Source organism: Hwanghaeella sp. (assembly GCF_965227365.1).
Classification (GTDB): domain Bacteria; phylum Pseudomonadota; class Alphaproteobacteria; order UBA8366; family Aestuariispiraceae; genus Hwanghaeella.
This window is the reverse complement of record NZ_OZ245754.1, coordinates 599,966-620,516: the sequence shown is the minus strand read 5'-3', so window position 1 is coordinate 620,516 and position 20,551 is coordinate 599,966. Positions and strand designations below refer to the sequence as shown.

The 20,551-nt window shown below is 60.6% G+C and carries 12 protein-coding genes; 5 read left to right on the top strand and 7 right to left on the bottom strand.

The window, feature by feature from the left end; translation table 11 throughout:
• Positions 1-14: 14 nt before the first annotated feature.
• Complete coding sequence (locus ACQK2G_RS02700; RefSeq protein WP_425403478.1) at positions 15-3,377, bottom strand: AsmA-like C-terminal domain-containing protein; 3,363 nt, start codon at positions 3,375-3,377, stop codon at positions 15-17.
• A gap of 208 nt (positions 3,378-3,585) precedes the next feature.
• On the opposite strand from ACQK2G_RS02700, the gene ACQK2G_RS02695 reads away from it, so the two are divergent.
• Positions 3,586-6,618, top strand: a complete 3,033-nt coding sequence (locus tag ACQK2G_RS02695) for a bifunctional [glutamine synthetase] adenylyltransferase/[glutamine synthetase]-adenylyl-L-tyrosine phosphorylase (RefSeq protein ID WP_425403477.1) — start codon at positions 3,586-3,588, stop codon at positions 6,616-6,618.
• Here ACQK2G_RS02695 and ACQK2G_RS02690 read toward each other — a convergent pair.
• Entirely contained in the window at positions 6,603-7,586 is a 984-nt protein-coding gene (locus ACQK2G_RS02690) for a 2-hydroxyacid dehydrogenase (protein WP_425403476.1), read from the bottom strand. The genes ACQK2G_RS02695 and ACQK2G_RS02690 overlap by 16 nt on opposite strands.
• 203 nt (positions 7,587-7,789) lie before the next feature.
• Between ACQK2G_RS02690 and bcp the strand changes: the two genes are divergently transcribed.
• Together bcp and ACQK2G_RS02680 are read left to right on the top strand one after the other, a co-directional pair.
• Positions 7,790-8,254: a thioredoxin-dependent thiol peroxidase gene (gene bcp, locus ACQK2G_RS02685; protein ID WP_425403475.1), complete on the top strand. Its 465-nt coding sequence runs from the start codon at positions 7,790-7,792 to the stop codon at positions 8,252-8,254.
• 13 nt (positions 8,255-8,267) lie between these two features.
• Positions 8,268-9,074 (top strand): ferritin-like domain-containing protein, encoded by an 807-nt coding sequence (locus ACQK2G_RS02680; RefSeq protein ID WP_425403474.1) that lies wholly within the window; start codon positions 8,268-8,270, stop codon positions 9,072-9,074.
• Positions 9,075-9,099: 25 nt separating this feature from the next.
• On the opposite strand, the gene ACQK2G_RS02675 is transcribed toward ACQK2G_RS02680, so the two are convergent.
• Positions 9,100-9,660, bottom strand: coding sequence for a DUF2062 domain-containing protein (locus tag ACQK2G_RS02675; RefSeq protein WP_425403473.1), 561 nt, complete (start codon positions 9,658-9,660; stop codon positions 9,100-9,102).
• Positions 9,661-9,928: 268 nt separating this feature from the next.
• Here ACQK2G_RS02675 and ACQK2G_RS02670 point away from each other — a divergent pair, with 268 nt between their 5' ends.
• Both ACQK2G_RS02670 and ACQK2G_RS02665 read left to right on the top strand, forming a co-directional pair.
• A complete protein-coding gene (locus ACQK2G_RS02670; RefSeq protein WP_425403472.1) occupies positions 9,929-10,879 on the top strand; it encodes a DMT family transporter in 951 nt (316 codons plus the stop codon).
• A gap of 45 nt (positions 10,880-10,924) precedes the next feature.
• Positions 10,925-11,809, top strand: a complete 885-nt coding sequence (locus tag ACQK2G_RS02665) for an alpha/beta fold hydrolase (protein ID WP_425403471.1) — start codon at positions 10,925-10,927, stop codon at positions 11,807-11,809.
• Positions 11,810-11,817: 8 nt separating this feature from the next.
• Here the strand turns inward: ACQK2G_RS02665 and prfB are convergent.
• From prfB to ACQK2G_RS02645, 4 genes are all read right to left on the bottom strand, one after another.
• Positions 11,818-12,949, bottom strand: a protein-coding gene (gene prfB / locus ACQK2G_RS02660; RefSeq protein ID WP_425403470.1) for a peptide chain release factor 2 whose coding sequence is annotated in 2 segments (ribosomal slippage) — positions 11,818-12,879 and positions 12,881-12,949 — 1,131 coding nt in all. Because the reading frame shifts where the segments join, the coding sequence is not laid out codon by codon here.
• 118 nt (positions 12,950-13,067) lie between these two features.
• Positions 13,068-16,517: an ATP-binding protein gene (locus tag ACQK2G_RS02655; protein WP_425403469.1), complete on the bottom strand. Its 3,450-nt coding sequence runs from the start codon at positions 16,515-16,517 to the stop codon at positions 13,068-13,070.
• On the bottom strand, positions 16,514-17,677 hold the full coding sequence (locus ACQK2G_RS02650) for a GGDEF/EAL domain-containing response regulator (RefSeq protein ID WP_425403468.1): 1,164 nt from the start codon (positions 17,675-17,677) through the stop codon (positions 16,514-16,516). The genes ACQK2G_RS02655 and ACQK2G_RS02650 overlap by 4 nt, the downstream gene beginning before the upstream one ends.
• Before the next feature lie 221 nt (positions 17,678-17,898).
• A complete protein-coding gene (locus ACQK2G_RS02645) occupies positions 17,899-20,385 on the bottom strand; it encodes a penicillin-binding protein 1A (protein ID WP_425403467.1) in 2,487 nt (828 codons plus the stop codon).
• Between the last annotated feature and the right edge of the window lie 166 nt (positions 20,386-20,551).

Below are 20,551 nucleotides of genomic sequence, written 5' to 3'. Positions count from 1 at the left end.
TGGATGACCGGCCGTCAGTTTCCGCCGATGGCCGGCCCCGCCGCGTCTTCTCCGCCTTCACGACCGGTTGCGATCGGCTGCGCGGGATCGGTATCTGCCTTGAAGAGCCGTCGCAGGAAGCTCGGGGCAAGGGCTGAGAGCGGATTAACCGCGACATCGGGATCTTCCAACGGCCCGTCGATCCTGTAATTCGCCGCGAACAGCCCTTCGCCCTCACCGCCGACGACAAGCGGCCCGATGAGCGGGATCGCACCAAGGACACGGTTGACGGTATAGGCGGGCACAACCGTGCCTTCGACAACGACGAATTCCGCATCAGTGTCGATATGCCCGGTGCCCGTAAGGCCGATCGAATTTCCATAGGCACGGGCATCCCGGAACTCCAGGAATCCATCATTGAAACTGAAAGCCGCCGTCATTTCATCGAATGCAAGGCCGGTTTCGGATAATGCCGAAAGAATGCCGGTCAGCGACATGAATTCCAGCAGTTTGGCGATTGCCGGTGCGTTGGTCAGCGAGAAGCCTTCGACCAGCACGGTTCCAGCCATCGGCGCATCCATCGAGGCGCGCTGCGCCTCGACCGTAAGCTGACCGCCCCGGATCCGGTTGGTCCAGTTCAAGGCATCCATCGCGGCCCCCGCATTCGCGGCCGCGACGTTCAAGCTCTGTCCCTGACCGACCTCGTCCAGCCTGATGAGAAACGCGCTGCCATCCGATACCCTGGCATCGAGACGCAGAGCACGAACATCCTCTCCGTCGTGGGACATGGTTACCGCGACGTCCTGCAGACGCCGCTGGGCGCCGGCGACGATTTCATCGAAGCTGGCCATCAGGTCGAACGGAAGACCCGGCTCCTCCTCCGACGGATCACCCAGATCGGTCTCCAGGAAATGGTTGATGTCGAAACGCTTGCCTTCCGCATCGATGCTCAACCCGCCATCCGCCCGGCGTTTGATAACCCCTTTGGCATTGTTGCCCCGGTAGTCAAGATGATCGATATCGACGCGCATGATCGTGGAGAAATCCTCCCCCAGATGCACCGTCCCTTTGCCATCCATCTCATCGGTCTTCAGAACGACATCGTCCAGACGCGCCCCACCCTCCGGCAGGAAGACCATCCTCAAGGACAAGTCACCGGGAACACCCTTTGTTTTCGTCCAGTCGAGGACCTCGGCGGTTATGACCGTATCCGTCACCTCCGCCGCGATGTCGAGCACGGGAGGATGGCTGCGAAACGACTGATAGGTAAGGTCGATCTTGGCCGCGCCTTTGATGTAGGGATCGAAATCGATCCCTACCCCGCGCAGGAAAGCGTCGTCAACGATACCGGTCACGTCGTAGCGGCTGCGTAGATCCTGCGTGTCATTGAAGTTTTCGCGCCAGTCGATCAGCACCGGCTCCCCATTCATTTCCGCATTCCCGGAAATCGTCATGCCGGACGTATTCAGGTCCAGCGATAGCAAACCGTTGGTTATCGTCGAATCCAACGGCGCGTTCTTCATCGAGACCTTCCGCATCGACGCCCGTGCAGCATAGATGACATCGTCGGCCTTCAAGGTTTGGAGCAACCGGAACTTGAACGAGGTCTCGACATTGCCCTCCCCTGCAAGGTCATTCGGATCGATGTCCAACTTGCTGATCAGGCCAAGCGGTTCCTGATCCAACAGTTGAAGCGCATCCCTGAGGGGTGTTTCCAAAGCAACCGACACACTTGCGTTTTCAAGCGTATCCAGCTCGGTCAGGTCGACGCGTCCGGAGCCCAGTTTGATGTTCTTGCCGACCCGGCCGCCTTCCGTGGTGATTTTGAAGTAACCGGGACCGAATTCCGCGCGGCCTGAAACGCCGATGACCGGCGGCAAAGGCCGGAAATAGTGAACCGTTGCATCGCGGATCTCCATAGACCCGCCGAACTGATCCAGCTCAATCGCGGCCGGATCCGAAAGCGGAACACGCCCCCGAACTTCTATCGTCGCGGCGGGCACATTGCCCTCCGGGATGTTCGGCAGGATCCAGCTTCTGGCGCCACCCTTCAAAAGCTCGGGCCAGAACTGTCCAATTTCCTGAAACGGAAAGGACGTCAGGTCGCCGGCGAGATCGACGGCATAGGCGTCACCATCCTTTACCGCTGCCCCGCGAACCGACAGGGATGTCTCGTCCAGGATATCGACACGCGCCTCCTCGAGGACGATCGACTTCAGATCCGCGTCGACCCGCCCCGCCATGGACACGCCGCGAAATTGCAAAGGTTCGAGATCAAAGTCGGCCAGATCGATTTCACCCGCGCCGCCGTTCAGGACAAATTCCGCGGCAAGGATGTCGCCCGCGGTCGTCGTCGTCAGCGCGGCGGTTCCGCTCAACCGCGTCGAAAAGGGACGCAAATCGGCAAGCGCCGGACTGATGTCGGCCAAACGTCGCGTGTCGACATCATACAATTGCAAGCCGGCGGTGAGGATCGGCGAATCTTCCGCCAAATCGAGGTCGAGGGCCAATCGCCCGAAATCGCCCCGCAAATTGATCGTCGCGTTTTTCGGCCGGCCATCGAGTAAAAGGTTGGCCGTCACGGACCCGGTCAAAGACGTTCGTGCATCCTTCAGAAAGGAAGCCTCGGGGATAGCCCTTGCGATCAGGCCTGGATCAAAATCCTCGAACCCGAGTGTGAAGGACATCGCCTTCGTATCGAGCGATCGAAGCAGGACCGCCGATATCGGGGTTTCCTGTCCGACCGCCGTCAGGACCGAACTGACATTGCCGCGCAACTCGTTGCCTTCGCGGACCAGGATGATGTTGGATTTCGGCATGCGCCAGGTCAGACCGGCGATCTGATCGCTGACGGTGACGGTTGCGTCCAGAATCCCGACCTTGGTGAGATAGGCGAGGCGACTGTCCGGGTCCGGCGGGCGCATGAAGGCATCCAGCACCGCCATGGATACCGGCGTATCGTCCCCTTCTTGCGGATCCTGCCCCGTCAAACCGAAGGAAAACCGGCCATCCGCATGACGGCGCACCAGAATCTCCGGGGAAAAAATCTCCAGGCTGGTGGGCGCCACGACCCCGCGCCCCAGCGCACGAATGGATAGACCGACCGAGACTTCCGGTAGGACGACGGCAGGACGCTCGCCCGGCTGCCGCAGGGTGACGTTCTTGATCAGGATGTCGACAGCCCGATCCCATCCGCCCCAGGAAAGGACGGTATCCTGTACTTCGATCTCGAACGGGCTTTCGAACTGGGACAAGGCCTGCTGCACAGCCGGTGTCAAAAACGCCAGCGAGACCGGTCCCTGCGACAAGCGCCAGAAACCGATGGCCACGAGGAACGCCAGTCCGGCAATCAACCCCGCGGCGATTTCCAAGGTTATGCGTAGGCTGCGTCGTCGCACTTAGTAAAAGAACCGTTCTTCTAGGATCGTGGAAAGGAAAAAGAGTTCCACCGCAATAGAGCATGAACCCGATCACACTCCAATCCGGCGCCTCAGGACAACGCCCGTAAAACCAGCGCTTTGCCGAACCTTGGAGAGCCGGGAAACTTCCCCTAGTCTGCCGCCCAGTGGGTTAGCCCAGATTTTCTGATGTGAACAGGAAGTATTGATGGATCTCTCCGCAATTGTTCCGGAACCGGACCGTCCCCCGCGTGCCGCCGACGACAATGCGGCGTCGGTTGGGCTGGAAAGATGGCAGGAAGCCGCCCAATCTGCCGACCGCGCGTCGGAAGCGGCGGCCTTTCTGGCGGCGCCCGGCGGCAAGCAGATCTTGAACGCCCTGTTCGGCAACAGCCCCTTTCTGACGCAGTTGGCGGTGAAGGAAATCGGATTTCTGTTGGACCTGCCTTCGATCGGGTATGTGGGGGGCCGCGACGCGATCTTCAACGGTCTCCGCAATCTCGATTCCGCCGAACCGCAGGCCGCGACATCGCGGGCCTTACGGGTGGCGAAGCGGCGGGCCGCGCTGCTTATCGCGCTCGCCGACCTGACCGGCGCGTGGAAACTGGACGAGATCACGGGGACACTGTCCCGCTTGGCGGAATTGTGCCTCGATGCAAGTGCACGGCACGCGTTGAGGGGTCTCGTCACCAGCGGCAAGATCGACGTCGATTTGGACCAGGATACGCTGGACAATTGCGGCTATGTCCTGCTCGGCATGGGCAAATTGGGGGCTGGCGAACTTAACTATTCCAGCGACATCGACATCATCGCCCTTTACGAACCTGAAAGGTTGAAGCCCAAGGACCCGGACCGGTTGCGCCAGGACATGGTCCGCGCCACCCAGACGGTCGTCAATCTGATGCATGAGCGCACGGCGGACGGTTACGTGTTCAGAACCGATCTTCGATTGCGTCCGGATCCCGGCATGACGCCCTTGGCAATGACCGTGGGCGCGGCGGAATCCTATTACGAAACGATCGGCCAGAATTGGGAACGCGCCGCGATGATCAAGGCGCGGCCGGTGGCGGGCGACTGCAACCTCGGCTACGCCTTCCTGGAACACATCCGCCCCTTCGTCTGGCGCAAACATCTGGATTTCGCGGCGGTGGCCGACATCCATTCCATCAAACGCCAGATCAACGCCCATCGCGGCGGCGGACAGGTCGCCATCGAAGGCCATAATGTGAAACTCGGCCGGGGTGGCATTCGGGAAATCGAGTTCTTCGCCCAGACACAGCAGCTGATCTGGGGCGGGCGCACGCCGGCACTGCGCATGCGCAAGACCCTGGAAGCCATCGATGAGCTGGCCGCCGAAGGCCATACCAAGCCTGAAGCGGCCGCACGCCTGAGGGAAAGCTATAATTTTCTACGCACGTTGGAACATCGCCTGCAGATGGTGATGGACGAGCAAACCCAGAAAATGCCGGCGACACCGGAAGGCGTGGACGCCATCGGAGTCTTCATGGGTTTCGACACCCCGAAGGAGTTCCGCGCCGAGCTTTTGCGCCATCTCCGTCAGGTGGAACAGGAATACGCCCATCTATTCGAGGATGAGCCGGATCTGGGCAGCGGCGGCAGGTCGCTGGTCTTCACCGGGGTGGAAGACGACCCGGAAACCGTGGAGACCCTGACCGATATGGGGTTCGAGGACGCCTCCCATGTTATCGGCCGTGTCCGTGTTTGGCATCATGGCCGCTATCGGTCGACCCGCAGCGAGCGCGCCCGTCAGCTTTTGACGGAACTGATGCCGCGGCTGCTGGAAAGCCTGGCGGCGACGACCAATCCGATGCAGGCCTTCAATCGGTTTGACGATTTCCTGGGCGAATTACCGTCCGGCGTGCAACTGCTTTCTCTCTTCCATTCGAACCCGTCTCTTTTGGATATGGTGTCGGAAATCATGGGCAATGCCCCGCGGCTGGCGATTTGGCTGTCCCGCCATCCCTCCCTTCTCGACGGCGTGATCAGCGACGACTGGTCCACCGAGGAGGCCGGCCGTCAGGAAATGACCGACACCCTGGACGATGCCTTGGATCAGGCCAGGGATTTTCAGGACGTCCTGGATATCGTGATCCGCTGGGCCAACGATCGCCGTTTCCAAACCGGGGTTGAATTGCTGCAGGGGCGCCGTACGGGTGAAGAGGCCGGCATCATCCTGACCTCGGTGGCGGAAACATCGGTCGGCGCCCTGACCAAGGCCGTCACGCAGGAGTTTCGTGACCCGCATGGCGGCTGGCCAGGCGAAAGCGCGGAAGGGGAAACAGGGTTCGCGGTGGTCGCCTTCGGCAAACTTGGCGGGCGTGAATTGGCGCCGATGTCCGACCTGGACCTGGTGTTCGTCTACAACGTCCCTGCCGAAATCGACGCGTCCGACGGAAAGCGCGCCCTGACCCCGATGGTCTATTTTTCCCGCCTCGGACAGCGCCTGGTGACTGCCATGACCGCGCAGACCGGCGAGGGAAACCTATACGAGGTGGATACAAGACTTCGGCCGAACGGCCGGTCGGGACCGGTTTGCACCCAGTTCGGCGGTTTCAAGAATTACTATCAGGGCGAAGCCTGGACCTGGGAATTCATGGCCCTCACACGCGCCCGGCCGATTTACGGCCCGGCCGGCCTTCAAACCGCCTTGGCGGAGATCATCGAAAACGCCATCCGGCAGCCACGTGACGCCAGGGCGCTGGTCCGTGATGTCGACGACATGCGGCAGAGGATCCGCAAACAATATCCTGGCGACAAACCTTGGGACATCAAACATCGCCCGGGCGGCTTGGTTGATATCGAGTTCATCGCCCAATACCTGCAACTTCGCCATGGGGCGGAGGGGAAGGATATCCTGTCCACCAATACCGGCACGGCCTTGGAAAAACTGGGGGCCGCAGGCTATCTCGACGCCGAAACCACCGAGGACCTCAGGTCGGCCCTGCGGCTTTGGCGCAACCTGCAGGCCGCTATCCGCTTGACCGCCCAGGAAGGATTGGACGAGGAAAAGGCGCCGGACGGACAGAAGGCGCTATTGGCCCATTGCGGCGGGTTCGAGGATTTCGAAGCGCTTCGGTCCCACATTGCGACAGTCGGAACGACGGTACGCGAACGCTATCGGGAACTGGTCGCCGACCCCGCGGAACAGGCGCGGCGCGAATTAGGGGGCGCCGTCGAAACGCAGGGCGAGTTCGGCGAACCCGGTCATACGTCCGGATAGACCTGATTGATCAAGGCATCCCCCGCATACAGCCGGCGGGCGTTCTCGGCGACGATCTTGAACCGGCGTTCGATAAGCCCATCGGTCCAGCCCGACATGTGGGGCGTCATGACCACATTGTCGAGTTCCCAGAACGGATTGGCGGACGGTTTGACGGTTCGGTTTTCCGTCGTCGGATAGTCCCACCAGGTATCCAGCACCGCCCCACCGATCCGGCCATCCGACAAGGCGTCGAAAAGCGGTTGTTCGTCGACGATCTTGCCGCGCGCCACGTTTATCAGAATGGCCGTGGGCTTCATCCGCGCAATCATGTCCGCGTCAATCATTCGCTCCGTCTGATCGTTCAGCGGGCAGGCGACGAGCACGAAATCCGCATCGCCGATCATCTGTTTCAAATCGTCAAAACCGGCCAGCTTGTCGGGTTCCGGCGTCAACAACCGCGGGGTCCGCGTCACCGCCTCGATACGAACGCCGAAGGGCCGCGCCCGTTCCGCGACGGCTTGGCCGATCGTCCCGTAACCGATGCACAGCAGCGTCTTGCCGCTCAATTCGCCATGGGTCCGTGCCCCCAGGCGCGGCGTATCTTCCCAATTCAAACCGTCCCTGAATTTTCGGCTGCGCGCATCCAGATCGATCACCGACCGCAGCATCCCGGCCAGGACATACTCGCCGATGCCGATATGGTGTTCGAAAACATTACAGACCCGCGTGCCGGGTGGCAGCGCATCGAACACGATCGAGTCCAGGCCGGCATTCGGCGCGTGCAGCATTTCCATCTTTGGCGAAGCGGGAAAGTCCGGGCGATAGGCCGGCGACACGAGTATTCGCGCCATGGCGAACTTCGCCGCGACCGCATCCTTGTCCGGGTCGTTCAACATCACGGTTTCAACCGGGATCGCGCCGCCCAGTTCTCTTTCAAGCACGGCCTGCCCAGCCTGCGCCACCGACCCCACCAACAGGATAGTCATTTGTCGCCCTTTCCAATTGCGTTCGCCGACGGCAAACGCCCTTCCCCGAAACCGAGACTACGATCTTGCCTGCACCCGGAAAAGGCGGCGCCGTCGAAAAGGACCTCGGCCGCATGAGCCGTATTCAGATCCGGTGATTGATCGCAGGCGTATCCATCCTGTAACTCTCTACCACACACACGATCAGTCGAAGGAGATCCGCCATGGCCCTGCAAGAAGGCGATGCCGCCCCGAATTTCACCCTGCCGACCGACGGCGGCGGGTCCGTTACCCTGGCCGACCTGAAAGGGTCGCCGGTCGTGGTCTATTTCTATCCGAAAGACAACACGCCGGGCTGCACGACAGAAGCGAAGGACTTTCGGGATCTGATCGGTGAGTTCGACAAGATCGGCGCGAAGATCATCGGGATCAGCAAGGATTCGGTGAAAAAACACGACAACTTCAAAGCCAAGCATGAGTTGAACTTCGCGCTGGCTTCCGACGAAAACGACGATGTCTGCGAGAAGTTCGGCGCCTGGGGCGTGAAGAAAATGTACGGTAAGGAATTCGAAGGCATCATCCGCTCGACCTATCTGATCGGGCCGGACGGCAAGGTCGCCAAGGCCTGGCCCAAGGTGAAAGTCGCCGGCCATGCCCAGGAAGTCCTGGACGCCGCCAAGGCGCTTTGAGCCGAGCGCTCCCTTGCAGACGGAACTAACGCTGACCGCGCGTGCCGTCGCGGTGCTCGAGACAAGCGATCCGACGGAGAAAGCCCTGGCGACCCGCCGCCATGCCGCGCTTTGGCGCGACGGCATGGTGGCGGCGGTCGGGGATTCTCACCCGCCGGAGCGTCCGGGACGTCCGGACAGGCCGGAACTGATCAGCCCGACCAAGGTGAAGAAACGCAAGATCGGCACCGGCACCGCGGGACGGGCGGCGCTGTTGCACGCCCTTGCCCATATCGAGTTGAACGCCATCGACCTCGCCTGGGACATTGTCGCGCGGTTCGCCGGAAGCACCCCGGAACCGCCGCAAGCGTTCCTGGACGACTGGGTCCAGGTTGCCGATGACGAGGCCAAGCATTTCCTGTTGTTGGCGGAACGGCTGAAGCAGTTGGAAAGCGCCTATGGCGCCTTGCCGGCCCATGACGGTCTTTGGCAGGCATCCCAGGACACGGCGCATGATCTCCTGACCCGACTGGCCATCGTGCCGATGGTTCTGGAGGCGCGCGGGTTGGATGTTACCCCGGCCATGATCGCGAAATTGCGGGCCGCCGGCGACGACGATAGTGCCGACCGTCTGCAAATCATCCATGACGATGAAATCACCCATGTCGCCGCCGGAAAGCGATGGTTCGACTGGTTGTGCGGCGAAAGGGGTCTGGACCCAGCCGAAACGTGGCGAGAGCTCGTCCGGACCAATTTCCGGGGCATGCTGAAACCGCCATTCAACGAGGACAGTCGCGCAAAGGCCGGGATGCCGCCCGATTTCTACGGCGCCCTGGTTTGAGAACCAAGCCCCGGCGGCAGGTGCCTCATACGGTGTGACGGACGAACTGGCGGTGCTGCCGGCGGCTGGCGCGGCGGGCGGCGCGCGCTTCGTTGCGGCGGCGCACGAAACGCAGGGACCAGAAATAACCGGCCACGGCTAGCCCTACCGCCCAGGGCACACAGCCGAGGAACAGCGGCAGCCCGAAAGCGTCCAGAACGCTCACCGTCCCGTACCAGAATTCTTCGAGCATGCTGGCATCCGGTTTCGCCGCCAGCAATTCATGCAGCCGCGAACTGAAGGCGTCATAGCCCAGCGGTTCATCCCAACGGCCCAGCATGACCTGCCCGGTCAGGACGAAACCGTAATAGATCGGGCCCAGCGTGAAGACGTTGGTCGTCCAGATCCAGGCCATCGCGACGATCAGATTGAAATCCCAGCGCGGAACGAAGGCGCGGACGAAAGACCAGAACGCCAGGATGACAGCCAGTTGCACACCGACCAGCGGCGTGAAGGCGAAAAAGATGCCGAATAGGACGCCGCGCGCCGCGAATTCAGGCGGACGTTTGCTGGAGAACATGGGCACGACAAGGCGACGACGCAGCATTCGCCCGAAGTTCCTGCTCTTACGACCTATCCAACTTCTGCTCACGGAAACCGTACCTGGACAGACACCACGTTGTTCTCAGCCTCGGAAAAAGAACACGCGGTTGGGCCTCTACGCCACGCTATCCATACCAGAGACACGTGAAACAATAATGATAAATACCGACCCGTCCACACTTCGTAGGCGGCATTTAACCGGAATCGTATCATAAGGCTTTTTCCGGCCCCTCGGCTGGCGGCGAACCCTTACGCGCTATATCAAAATCGCTATGTCGGACCCAAAGATTTCAAGCGGCGGCGACGCTGCGGACCAGCACGGATTTGCCGGCCTCAGCGAGCGGCAGGTGGCCTATGCGCTTCTGCTCTCGGCACCCGCAATGTTCGGCGCCAACATGCTGGTCGCCCGGTGGATGGCGGATACCGCCCCGCCCGTCGCCCTCGCCTTCTGGCGCTGGTTCGGCGTTCTGATCCTGATGCTTATGATCCGCGGACCGAAACTGTGGCAGCACCGCCACGACGTGATGCGGGAATGGAAGGACCTGGTCATCCTGGGCGCCTTGGGCATGGGTGTATGCGGCGCCTTCGTCTATGTTGGGGCCGAGACGACGACGGCGACCAATATCGGCCTGCTTTATGCGTCCGCGCCGGTGATGATCGTCTTTCTGGCTTGGCGGTTTTACGGGGAACGTCTGACGGCAATCCAGGTGGTCGGCGGATTGATATGCCTCGCCGGCGTATTGTGGATTATCGCCCGCGGCGATCTTACGGCCTTCAAGAACCTGCATTTCACCATCGGCGACCTGTGGATCATGGGCGCCGTCACCGGCTGGGCGGTTTACGCCATCATGCTGAAATACCGTCCCAGCGCGATGGGGATGATGACGCGGTTCACCGCGATCTGCGGCGCGGGAACCATCCTGCTGGCGCCGTTCTACATCTGGGAAACACTGTATGTGAAGCCGATGCCCTTCACGCAGGACGGCATCATCGCCATCGTCCTGCTGATCCTGCTGCCCGGTTTCGGCGCCTATCAGGCCTATGCCAAGGCGCAGGCCGTGCTCGGCGCCGCGCGCGGCAGCCTGATCCTGTATCTGGGGCCGGTCTACGTCGCCTTTCTCGCCTGGTTTTTCCTGGGCGAGACGCTTCAGAGTTATCACCTGATCGGAGCCGCCCTGGTCATGCCGGGGATATATCTGGCAAACAGGCGCCCGAAATCATAATCGCCGGGCGGATATAGATCCGGCGGAATCGTAAGGGGAGGCACCATGTTATTCGAGAGGTTCGAGCAAAAGCGGATCGCAACAGCGGATACGGAGATCAACCTGCGCATCGGCGGCAATGGCCCGCCCGTCCTGTTGCTGCACGGTTATCCGCAGACCCACGCCATGTGGCACGCGGTTGCACCGAAACTGGCGGAACACTTCACCGTCGTCACGCCGGACCTGCGAGGCTACGGCGACAGCGGCAAGCCGGAAACGACGTCGGACCATTTCCCCTATTCCAAACGCGCCAGCGCCCGCGACCAGGTCGCCGTGATGGAGGCGCTTGGTTTCACGAAGTTCCTACTAGCCGGTCACGACCGCGGCGGTCGTGTCGCCCATCGGCTGACGATGGACCATCCGGACCGGGTCGAGCGTCTGGCCGTGCTCGACATCGTCCCGACCCACAAGATCTTCTCGGAGTCCCACCAGGGCATCGCGATGGCCTATTACCACTGGTTCTTCCTGGCCCAGCCGAACCCGCTTCCGGAAACTCTGATCGGCGCGGATCCGGATTTCTACTACGGTTTCAAGACCGGAAGCCTCTCACCCCAGGGCAACAGCTACTTTCACCCGGAAGCCTATGCGGAATACCAACGCTGCTGGAACGACCCGGCCATGATCCATGCATCCTGTGAGGATTATCGCGCGGCCGCGACGATCGACCTCGTTCATGACGAAGAGGATCTAACCACCAAGATCGCCTGCCCCCTTCTGGCAATCTGGGGCGGCGCGGCCGTGATGGAAGCGCAATACGATGTCCTGGCCTGCTGGCGGGAACGGGCAGCGGACGTTCGCGGTCGGGCCCTGGCGGAGTGTGGGCATTTCCTGGCAGAAGAAAAGCCCGACGAAACCGCCGGGCTCTTGCTTGATTTCTTCCTGGAAAAATAACCGGATCGCTAGTCGATATCCTCGACCGGCGCGTTCGGTCCGCCATCCAGTTTCATGGACAGCGCGGCTTCAAGGTATTCCGTCAGGTCGCCGTCCAGCACGCCCTGGGCATTGCCTTTTTCGACCCCCGTGCGCAGATCCTTCACCATCTGGTATGGCTGAAGCACGTAGGATCTGATCTGGTGGCCCCAGCCGATATCGGTCTTGGCTTCATGCTCGGCCTGGGCGGCTTCCTCGCGCTTGCGCAACTCCATCTCGTAGATCCGTGCTTCCAGCATCTTCATCGCCTGAGCACGGTTCTTGTGCTGCGACCTGTCGTTCTGACACTGGACCACGATGCCCGTCGGGATATGGGTGATACGGACGGCACTGTCGGTTCGGTTGACGTGCTGACCGCCGGCGCCTGACGCGCGATAGGTGTCGATGCGCAGATCCTTGTCCTCGATTTCCACTTCGATGGAATCATCGATTTCCGGATAAACCGTGACCGACGAGAAACTGGTGTGCCGCCGCGCATTGGAGTCGAAAGGCGATATCCGAACCAGGCGATGCACGCCGGTTTCGGTCTTCAGCCAGCCATAGGCGTCCGGTCCGTCGATTTTCAGCGTGACGGACTTGATGCCCGCTTCTTCGCCCGGGCTTTCTTCGATGACCTGCGTCTTGTAGCCGTTCTGATCGCACCAGCGGGTGTACATGCGCAGCAGCATGCTGGCCCAATCCTGAGATTCTGTCCCGCCGGCTCCGGCATGAACTTCCAGGAAGCAATTATTCGCATCGGCTTCGCCGGACAGAAGGCTGGCGATCTGCAGTTTGCGCGCCGTATCGCCCAAGGCGACAAGCGCATCTTCCGCTTCCGAGACGACATCGGTGTCGCCTTCGGCCTCGCCCATCTCGATCAGCTCGACATTGTCGTTCAAGCCGTTTTCGAGTTCCTCATAGCCCCCGATACGGGATTCAAGGGACGAGCGTTCACGCATGATCTTCTGCGCTTCGGCGGCATTGTCCCACAGGGTCGGGTCTTCGACCCGGGCATTCAGTTCAAGCAGGCGTTTCTTGGAATTCTCCAAGTCAAAGATGCCTCCTCAGCAGTTCCAAGGACTGCTTGAGTTCGTCGACCACAGTCTGAATTTCAGCCCGCATGAAAGAAGGTTTCCTCTTTTTTGAAATTTTGGCCGGGCGGATCGCCCGTCGCGGATAAACAGGCGTTTAGAAGATAGGGCCTAGTGTGACAAGCCCCGCCGCGGTCGGGGACGGCCCGTCAATGGTCCGACTTGATGCGCGAAACGCCGCGCTCGACGACCTCGCCCAGTTTGTCGATCTCAGCGGAAATCTCGGACATGTCACGCCTCGGCGCGTTCTGCTCGATGAACAGGCATACATCCCGGGCATGTTTCAAGCCGAGATGGCCGAGCGAGGATTGCAAGGCATGGGCCTTCTGCACCAGTTCATCTGTGCCGCGGACGGCTGCCGCGCGCCGCATATCCTCGATCACCGTCTTGGTTCGGACCACCGTCTGGTCCAAAAGCCGCATGTAGTCTTCGCTGCCGAGGACCTGAAGCATCTCGAAGACCATTTCCTCGTCGATTTCATCGGCGATCGGCAGGGTGGGGCTCATGGTCTGAGTGCTGGAAATACGTCCGCTGCCGACCAGATTGGCCAATTCCGTCATCAGCACGTCACGATCGAAAGGCTTGGCGATATAACCGTCCATGCCCGCTTTGTAACAGGCATCGACCGTTTCCTGCAGAACGTCGCCGGTCATCGCGATGATCGGTATCTTGCCGGCCGGGAGGGGTAACTGCCGGATTTTTGCCGTCGCTTCGATGCCATCCATTTCCGGCATCCGAACATCCATCAGGATGACATCGTACGGAAGCGAGGCCGCCGCCTGGACCGCCTCCAAACCATTGCCCACGATATCCGCCGTATGACCGACATTTCGGACCATCTGGCCAATGACGTACTGATTTACGTTATTGTCCTCGGCGATGAGTATCCGCAAAGACTTGTTCTTCTTTTCAGCCAAGATTTGAAGCGCCGAAGCCGTGTCGCTGGCCAGTTTCTCGGCATCCTCCTGCATTTGATAGTCGTCGTCATCAGGTTCGATCGTGCCGCCGGCGGCGAGCGCCCGTCTGATCGCGCCCGCCAGTTTTAAAGGAGAGATTGGACGGCGCAGGGTATCGAATCCCGAAGTGGAGATATTGGCCTGGGATTCGGCCCAATCCAGCAACAGCAAAGTCGGGCACCGTTCGGCAGCTGCCCCGCCGTTGGCCGTTCGCGCCACCGCCTCCGGCATGATCATGAGATCGGATGCGGCTGGATCCGGAACCTCCGCAACTGATCCGAAAACGGCCGGCCGGCCCGCCCAACCCAGGACCTGACCGGAAAGCGCTTTCGCCGCCAGCGGCGAAAAGCCGACAATATTCACATGCAACCCATCGAGCGGATTTTCGAGATTCATGTCGCGACCGGCCGCGCTCTCCGTCACGATGAACGGAAGGATCACGGTGAATGTGCTGCCCGAGCCCAATTTACTGACAACATCCAACTCGCCGTTCATCAAAGTGGCCAAGCGCATGCATATCGCCAAACCCAGCCCGGCGCCCTCATAGCGCCTGGTCGCGCTGGAATCGACTTGCGTAAAGGGGTCGAACAATGTCGGCAGGGCAGCTTCCGGTATGCCGATGCCAGTATCGGTGACGGCGAAGCGCAGCCGAACCAACTCGTCCTTCCGTTCCTCGACATCGACGGAAAGATGCACGCCGCCTTGTTTGGTGAATTTGATAGAGTTCCCGATCAGATTGACCAGGATCTGACGTACCCGGCCGAGATCGCCGGTCAGCCCGCGCGGAACAGCGCCATCCACGGTGAACAGGACGTCGATATTTGCCTGTTGTGCCCGTGGGGACAGAATATCGGCGATATAGGCGAGCGAGGAATGAAGGTCGAAAGACTCTTCCTCCAAAGTCACCGCGCCCGCTTCGATCTTTGAGAAATCGAGAATATCGTTGATCAACGACAGCAGGTGCTGACCGGATTCCTGAACCGTCTGAACCATCTGCTCCTGGTCGCGGTCCAGTTTTGTATCCTCAAGCAGGCGCGCGATGCCCAGCACCCCATTCAGCGGTGTGCGGATTTCGTGGCTGATTGCCGCCAGGAAACCGTTCTTGGCCTCGTTCGCCCGTTCGGCAACCATCCGCGCCTGCCTCAGTTCCGTGATGTCCACGGATACGGAAAGCACTTCCAAATCGCCTTTCGATCGGTTCAGGGGAAGACTGGTTGTCCGAAACGACCGCTCCTCGCCCGCTTCCGTCCGGTAAACCGTTTCAGTCGTGACGCGGTCCTGACGTTGTTCGACAAGATCGTAAACGGAATCGATGGCAGCGCCGGGGTCGTCTTCGCGTCCGGCGCCCAATGGGTCCATGCCCAGGATCGGCGTCGGCTTATCGTTCAGGAAATGCTTGGCCGCCTGATTCACGAACCCGAATTCGCCGTTCCTCCTGCGGGTGAACACCAGGATCGGCGCCGTATCCAAAACAGCCTGTACGAAGTCTTTCTCGGATTGCAGGTCTTCCTGTGCCAATACTTGATCAGTGACATCCAAGCCGAAGCTCAGCAGCCAATTCCTGCCATCAAGGCCGTCCACGACCTCGCGCCCCCGCAAGATGTGGCACATCTTGCCATCGATCGGGTGAACCTCCTGGACCCGACTGGACCGGCCGGTCCGCAATGCCTCGAGATCCGCCTCCAGCGCTTCGTCGACACCGTCGAAACAGGCTACTTCGGTGATGATCTTGCCCACGATCTCCTGTCGCTTCTTGCCGAAAAGACGTTCCAGGAATTCATTGACGAAGATATAGCGTGCGTCCGCGTCCTTGAGAGAGAACCCTAATGGCAAGGCATTGAAGGCCATCGCGAACATTTTTTCCTGGGCCAGTACCGCCTGCGCCGCCTCCCGCTCCGCCGTTACGTCAAGCAGGTAGAGATAGACGGCATCTTCGCCCGTCGTCGTGTCCTTTCCCGCTTGCGCGACAATGCGCCACCAGCGGGCGTCAGTGTCGGCGCCGAACTTCACGTCCTTCGTCCGATAGGGCTGACTGACCTGAACCTTCATAATGTGTTCGAGTTCAGAGGCCGCTGAAGCGTCCGCGATATCGATGAAACGCGCGCCGGCCATGACACCGAATGCTTCCATGGCCGCGGGATTGAGAAATCGAATTCTACCGTCCGTATTGCAGACGATCTCCGCGATCGGAGAGACATGAAAGGTCTCCGCGAAAGCGCGCAGGGCATAGGCGCCCGCTTCCTTGGTGGCGGTGACGCCTTCAACCGCCTCGCACAGCAAGGCCTTTTTCCCTCGGAACCGACATCCCGACACGATGATTCGGGCGGAAATCGGTTTTCCGCCCGGATACATCGTCCAATCTTCGTCAACGACCTCGCCAGCAGCGACACGGTCACCATAGGCGGCGACACGCTTCCTGGCGGCGACGGATCGAATCTCGCTCGATGGACGCAGGGTTTCGATATCGGGAACATGCCAGAAGGCGAGGGCGGCGGCATTGCCCCATTCGATCCGCTCGCTGGTCAGATCCCAGATCCAAACCGGCCGCTGTGAAAGCTCAAGACCTTCGAGATGGCCTAATCCCACCTCTTTCCAGAGGGCATCGTCCTTATCCGTGTCTTGGTCGTTTCGGGCAATGTTCATTCAGCTGGAACTGCGACGGCAGAGTCTCCCAACCAATCCAGGAACTCATGCTGCCACATCGGCTTGCCCAAGTAGTAGCCTTGCCCGATATCGCAGCCTTCTTCCTGCAACATTTGCATGACGCCCTTGCTCTCAATCCCTTCCGCCACGACGCGCATACCCAGATTGTGTCCCAACCCGATCATCGCGCGGGATATGACACGTGCTTCCTGGTCCGTGTCCATTCCGAGGATAAAGCTCTTGTCGATCTTCACCTCCGAGAACGGCAGTCGGTGCAATTGCATCAAGCTGGAGTAGCCGGTCCCGAAATCGTCCATGCTGAGATTGAATCCGCGAATACGGAGCTGGGTCAGCATCGCCAGCATCGCGGAAGCATCCGACATCGCGGAAGTTTCCGTGATTTCCAAGGTGATCTGGTCCGTCTGCAGGTTGCTGCGACGGACAAGTTCGGCCAGTCGATCGCTGAAAGACCGGTCGGTCAATGACTTGGCGGAAACGTTGATCGCGACAGACAAATGGAAACCGGCGGTGGACCACGCCCCGCAATCTTCAACGGCGGTTCCGGCAACGAAGTATGTGAGATCCGCGATCAGGGGACCGTCTTCCGCCAAGGTAATGAATTCCACCGGGGAAATCGGGCCGCGGTCCGGATGGTTCCACCGGGCCAGGGCTTCAGCCCCGACCACCCTGCCGTCCTGGAGCGATACCTTGGGCTGGTAGGCGACCCGGAAATGGCCCTGTTCCAAGCCGGTTTTGAGGTCTTCCTGCCGTAACGGCGCGCTGGTATTCGATATCGAGGCAAGAATATTGCCCAGTTCCGAAGGTCTCAGAGGTTTGCGCACCGGGTCCAGCAATTGAAGGCCGAGCGACGTGCCGACACGCAGGGTCGAAAAAAGCACGCGCTCTTCCAGGCTGCTGACAAGAAGGATCGGCGCCTTGAACTCTCGGCCGCTGAGATACTGCAGAACTTCGACACCGTCAGTATCGAGCAGATTCAGATCGAGAACCAGAAGATCGAATTCATGAAGACCCGCCTCCTGGTGCAGTTCAGCAGCCGAAGAATAACCGACACAGGAAAAGCCGGCACGCTGTGCGCTCGCGGATACGATCTCGCGGGCGACTTCATCGTCATCCAGAACGATGAGCTTGCGGCTCGACATTCAAAACTCCCAAACGGCCGTCTAGCCTAGCCTTCATCAAACGAGGCGATCATCTGACATTCCGAACGGCCGGAACGCGCCACTCGCCATCCATTTGTTTAGCCTTCAAGGAGTTAAATATTAGTTACCGATAGTCTGCCAGTGCATGCCCAGCCAAGCCGGTACGCGGAAGGTGCTGATGGCGACAGAGATACCTGCCTGCCTTCCGCAAGAGCCGGGCCTCAATACAGCCCTGTCGCGCTTCCCGATCCTCCGGCGGCACCGCCGGCTGCCGGAATGGCATCGTCCGCGTCCGAACCGTCAATGAAGGTTCCCGTGCCGGAGGTCGAAGGTTCGGTACCCGGTTTGAAGGCCTCCATGATGACGTTCTTCGTGCCCGGCCCGGCCAGCTGACCCGTTTCCGCATCAATCCGGACAAGCAGCGCGCCCGGGGGCGTCCGGAACGGAATAGCCGGTTTGTCCTTCAAAGCTTCGGCCATGAACGCCTTGAAGATCGGTGCTGCGACGGATGACCCCGTCTCCTGCCCGCCCCAAGGCTGTTTGCCGAGCGGTATGGGATTGTCGAAACCGACGAAAACGCCGACCGTCAAATCGGGTGCAAACCCCACGAACCACGTATCCCGGCTGTCATTCGTGGTTCCCGTCTTACCGGCAAGTGGCTTGCCGAGTTCACGGATACGCCGCCCCGTACCCCGTTGCACCACGCCTTCCAGCATACTCGTCACTTGGTAGGCACTTATTGGATCGACGAGTTGGGCACGATCGTCCGGCGGAACAGGAACGGCCTGTCCTGTCCATTCAACGCTTCGGCAATCGGGGCATTCCCGGTTGTCGTGCCGGAAGACGGTCTTGCCGTCCCGATCCTGAACACGGTCGATCAGGGTCGGAGTGACTTTCTTGCCGCCGTTCACCAACATCGCATAGGCGGCGGTGATGTTCAGCAGCCGCGTCTCACCGGCGCCCAGCGACATGGACAATTGTTTCGGCATATCCTGCATTATGCCGAAATCCGCGACCGTCTGGACCACCGCGTCCATGCCGACCGCCTGCGCCAGCCGTACCGTCATCAGGTTGCGCGACCGTTCGATACCCACCCGCATGGGGCTGGGGCCGTAGAATTTCCGCGAGAAGTTCGCCGGCTTCCATTTCTTTTTTCCCGGCCCCTGATCGAGCACGAAGGGCGCGTCCAGAATCATCGTGGCCGGCGTGAAGCCGTTTTCCAACGCCGTCAGATACACAAAGGGTTTGATCGCCGATCCCGGCTGCCGGGTAGCCTGGGTCGCCCGGTTGAATTCGCTATCGTCATAGCTCCAACCGCCCTGCATCGCCAGAACACGGCCCGTATGGGGATCCAGCGCGACAATACCGCCGTTCACGGCCGGCACCTGCCGAAGCGCATAGGTCCCGGGCGGATAGGGTTCCGGATTATCCCCGGATTTCTCCGGTTCCTTGAACAAGACTGCCTCAACGAGGATCACGTCTCCAGGGCTGACCACATCGGCGGGCTTCTTGACCGCCGCGCCGCGCGCCTGATCGTCCAGCGCCTCGCGGGCCCAACGCATTTCCCCTAGGGGCAGGCCGCCCTCGGTTCCATCCGCCAGCCCCAGACGGACTTCCTTGCTGTCGAGCGAGAGCACGACCGCGGCTTGCCACGGCTCAATATCCGGCGGCACCTTGGCGCCGGTCAGGGCCGTTTTCCAGTCGCCCTCGATATCGATCGTCGCGACCGGCCCGCGGTAGCCATGCCGCCGATCGTAGGCGATCAGGCCGTCACGAAGTACGTCCCGGGCAATTTCCTGCAGTTCCGAGTCGAGCGTCGAGCGAACCGAGAGCCCGCCCTCGTTTACCCTGTCGATACCGAATTGATCGACAAGTTCCCGTCGTACTTCCTCGACGAAATAGCGCGCTTCGACGGAAAGAACGTCGCGTGGCGGCACCACCGTCAGCGGGGCGGCCATGGCCACCTGCGCCGCTTCTTCGGTAATGAACCCGTCCTTGGCCATGCGACCGATAACGTAGTTTCGCCGCACGATTGCGTCGTCGTAGTGACGAACCGGGTGGTAGTTTCGCGGCCCCTTCGCCAATCCCGCCAGATAGGCCGCTTCCTCGATCGTCAAATCATCCAGGGATTTGTCGAAATAGTTCAACGCCGCCGCTGCGACCCCGTAGGATCCGTAGCCGAGATAAATCTCGTTCAGATAAAGCTCCAGAATACGCTCTTTGCTGAGGACCCGTTCCATGCGCATCGCAAGGATCGCTTCCTTCGCCTTGCGTTCGATCGAGACTTCATTGCTCAACAGGAAGTTCTTCGCCACCTGCTGCGTGATCGTCGACGCACCGACCGGCCGGCCGCCCCCGCGCATCTTGATCTTGATATTGGTCACGACCGCGCGCGCCAGCGCGACGAAATCGACGCCCGGATGGGTGAAGAAGTTCTGGTCTTCCGCGGAAACGAAGGCCTGGACGACAGGTTTGGGTATTGACGTGATCGGCACGAAGACGCGGTTTTCCGTGGCATACTCGGCGATCAAACGCCCGTCGCCCGCATGCACGCGGGTGGCGGTCGGCGGTTCGTAGTCGATCAGCTGCTTGTACTCGGGCAGGCCCTGGCCGTAATGCCAGAACCCGTAGGCTACCGCCGCCACGCCCAGCAAGCCGACGAAGACTCCCAGCCCAAGCAAACCGAGCAAAACCCTGATCAAACGCATTCGTCACCCAATATAGTCAAACCCACAACCAGCAGGCCAAGCCGTCCGGCACGCAAAGACCACGGCCAGCGCGCCGATACAACCGCTTCGCGCTGCAATGCCACGCAAATGTGGCAGAAATCAGCACCTGATTTCATGCTCCCAGAGAATATTAGACGACTATGAT

Coding starts and splice junctions, on each gene's coding strand:
- ACQK2G_RS02695 (WP_425403477.1), top strand. CDS start 3,586: ATGGATCTCTCCGCAATTGTTCCGGAACCGGACCGTCCCCCGCGTGCC.
- ACQK2G_RS02690 (WP_425403476.1), bottom strand. CDS start 7,586: ATGACTATCCTGTTGGTGGGGTCGGTGGCGCAGGCTGGGCAGGCCGTG.
- bcp (WP_425403475.1), top strand. CDS start 7,790: ATGGCCCTGCAAGAAGGCGATGCCGCCCCGAATTTCACCCTGCCGACC.
- ACQK2G_RS02675 (WP_425403473.1), bottom strand. CDS start 9,660: ATGCTGCGTCGTCGCCTTGTCGTGCCCATGTTCTCCAGCAAACGTCCG.
- ACQK2G_RS02670 (WP_425403472.1), top strand. CDS start 9,929: ATGTCGGACCCAAAGATTTCAAGCGGCGGCGACGCTGCGGACCAGCAC.
- ACQK2G_RS02665 (WP_425403471.1), top strand. CDS start 10,925: ATGTTATTCGAGAGGTTCGAGCAAAAGCGGATCGCAACAGCGGATACG.
- ACQK2G_RS02655 (WP_425403469.1), bottom strand. CDS start 16,517: ATGAACATTGCCCGAAACGACCAAGACACGGATAAGGACGATGCCCTC.
- ACQK2G_RS02650 (WP_425403468.1), bottom strand. CDS start 17,677: ATGTCGAGCCGCAAGCTCATCGTTCTGGATGACGATGAAGTCGCCCGC.
- ACQK2G_RS02645 (WP_425403467.1), bottom strand. CDS start 20,385: ATGCGTTTGATCAGGGTTTTGCTCGGTTTGCTTGGGCTGGGAGTCTTC.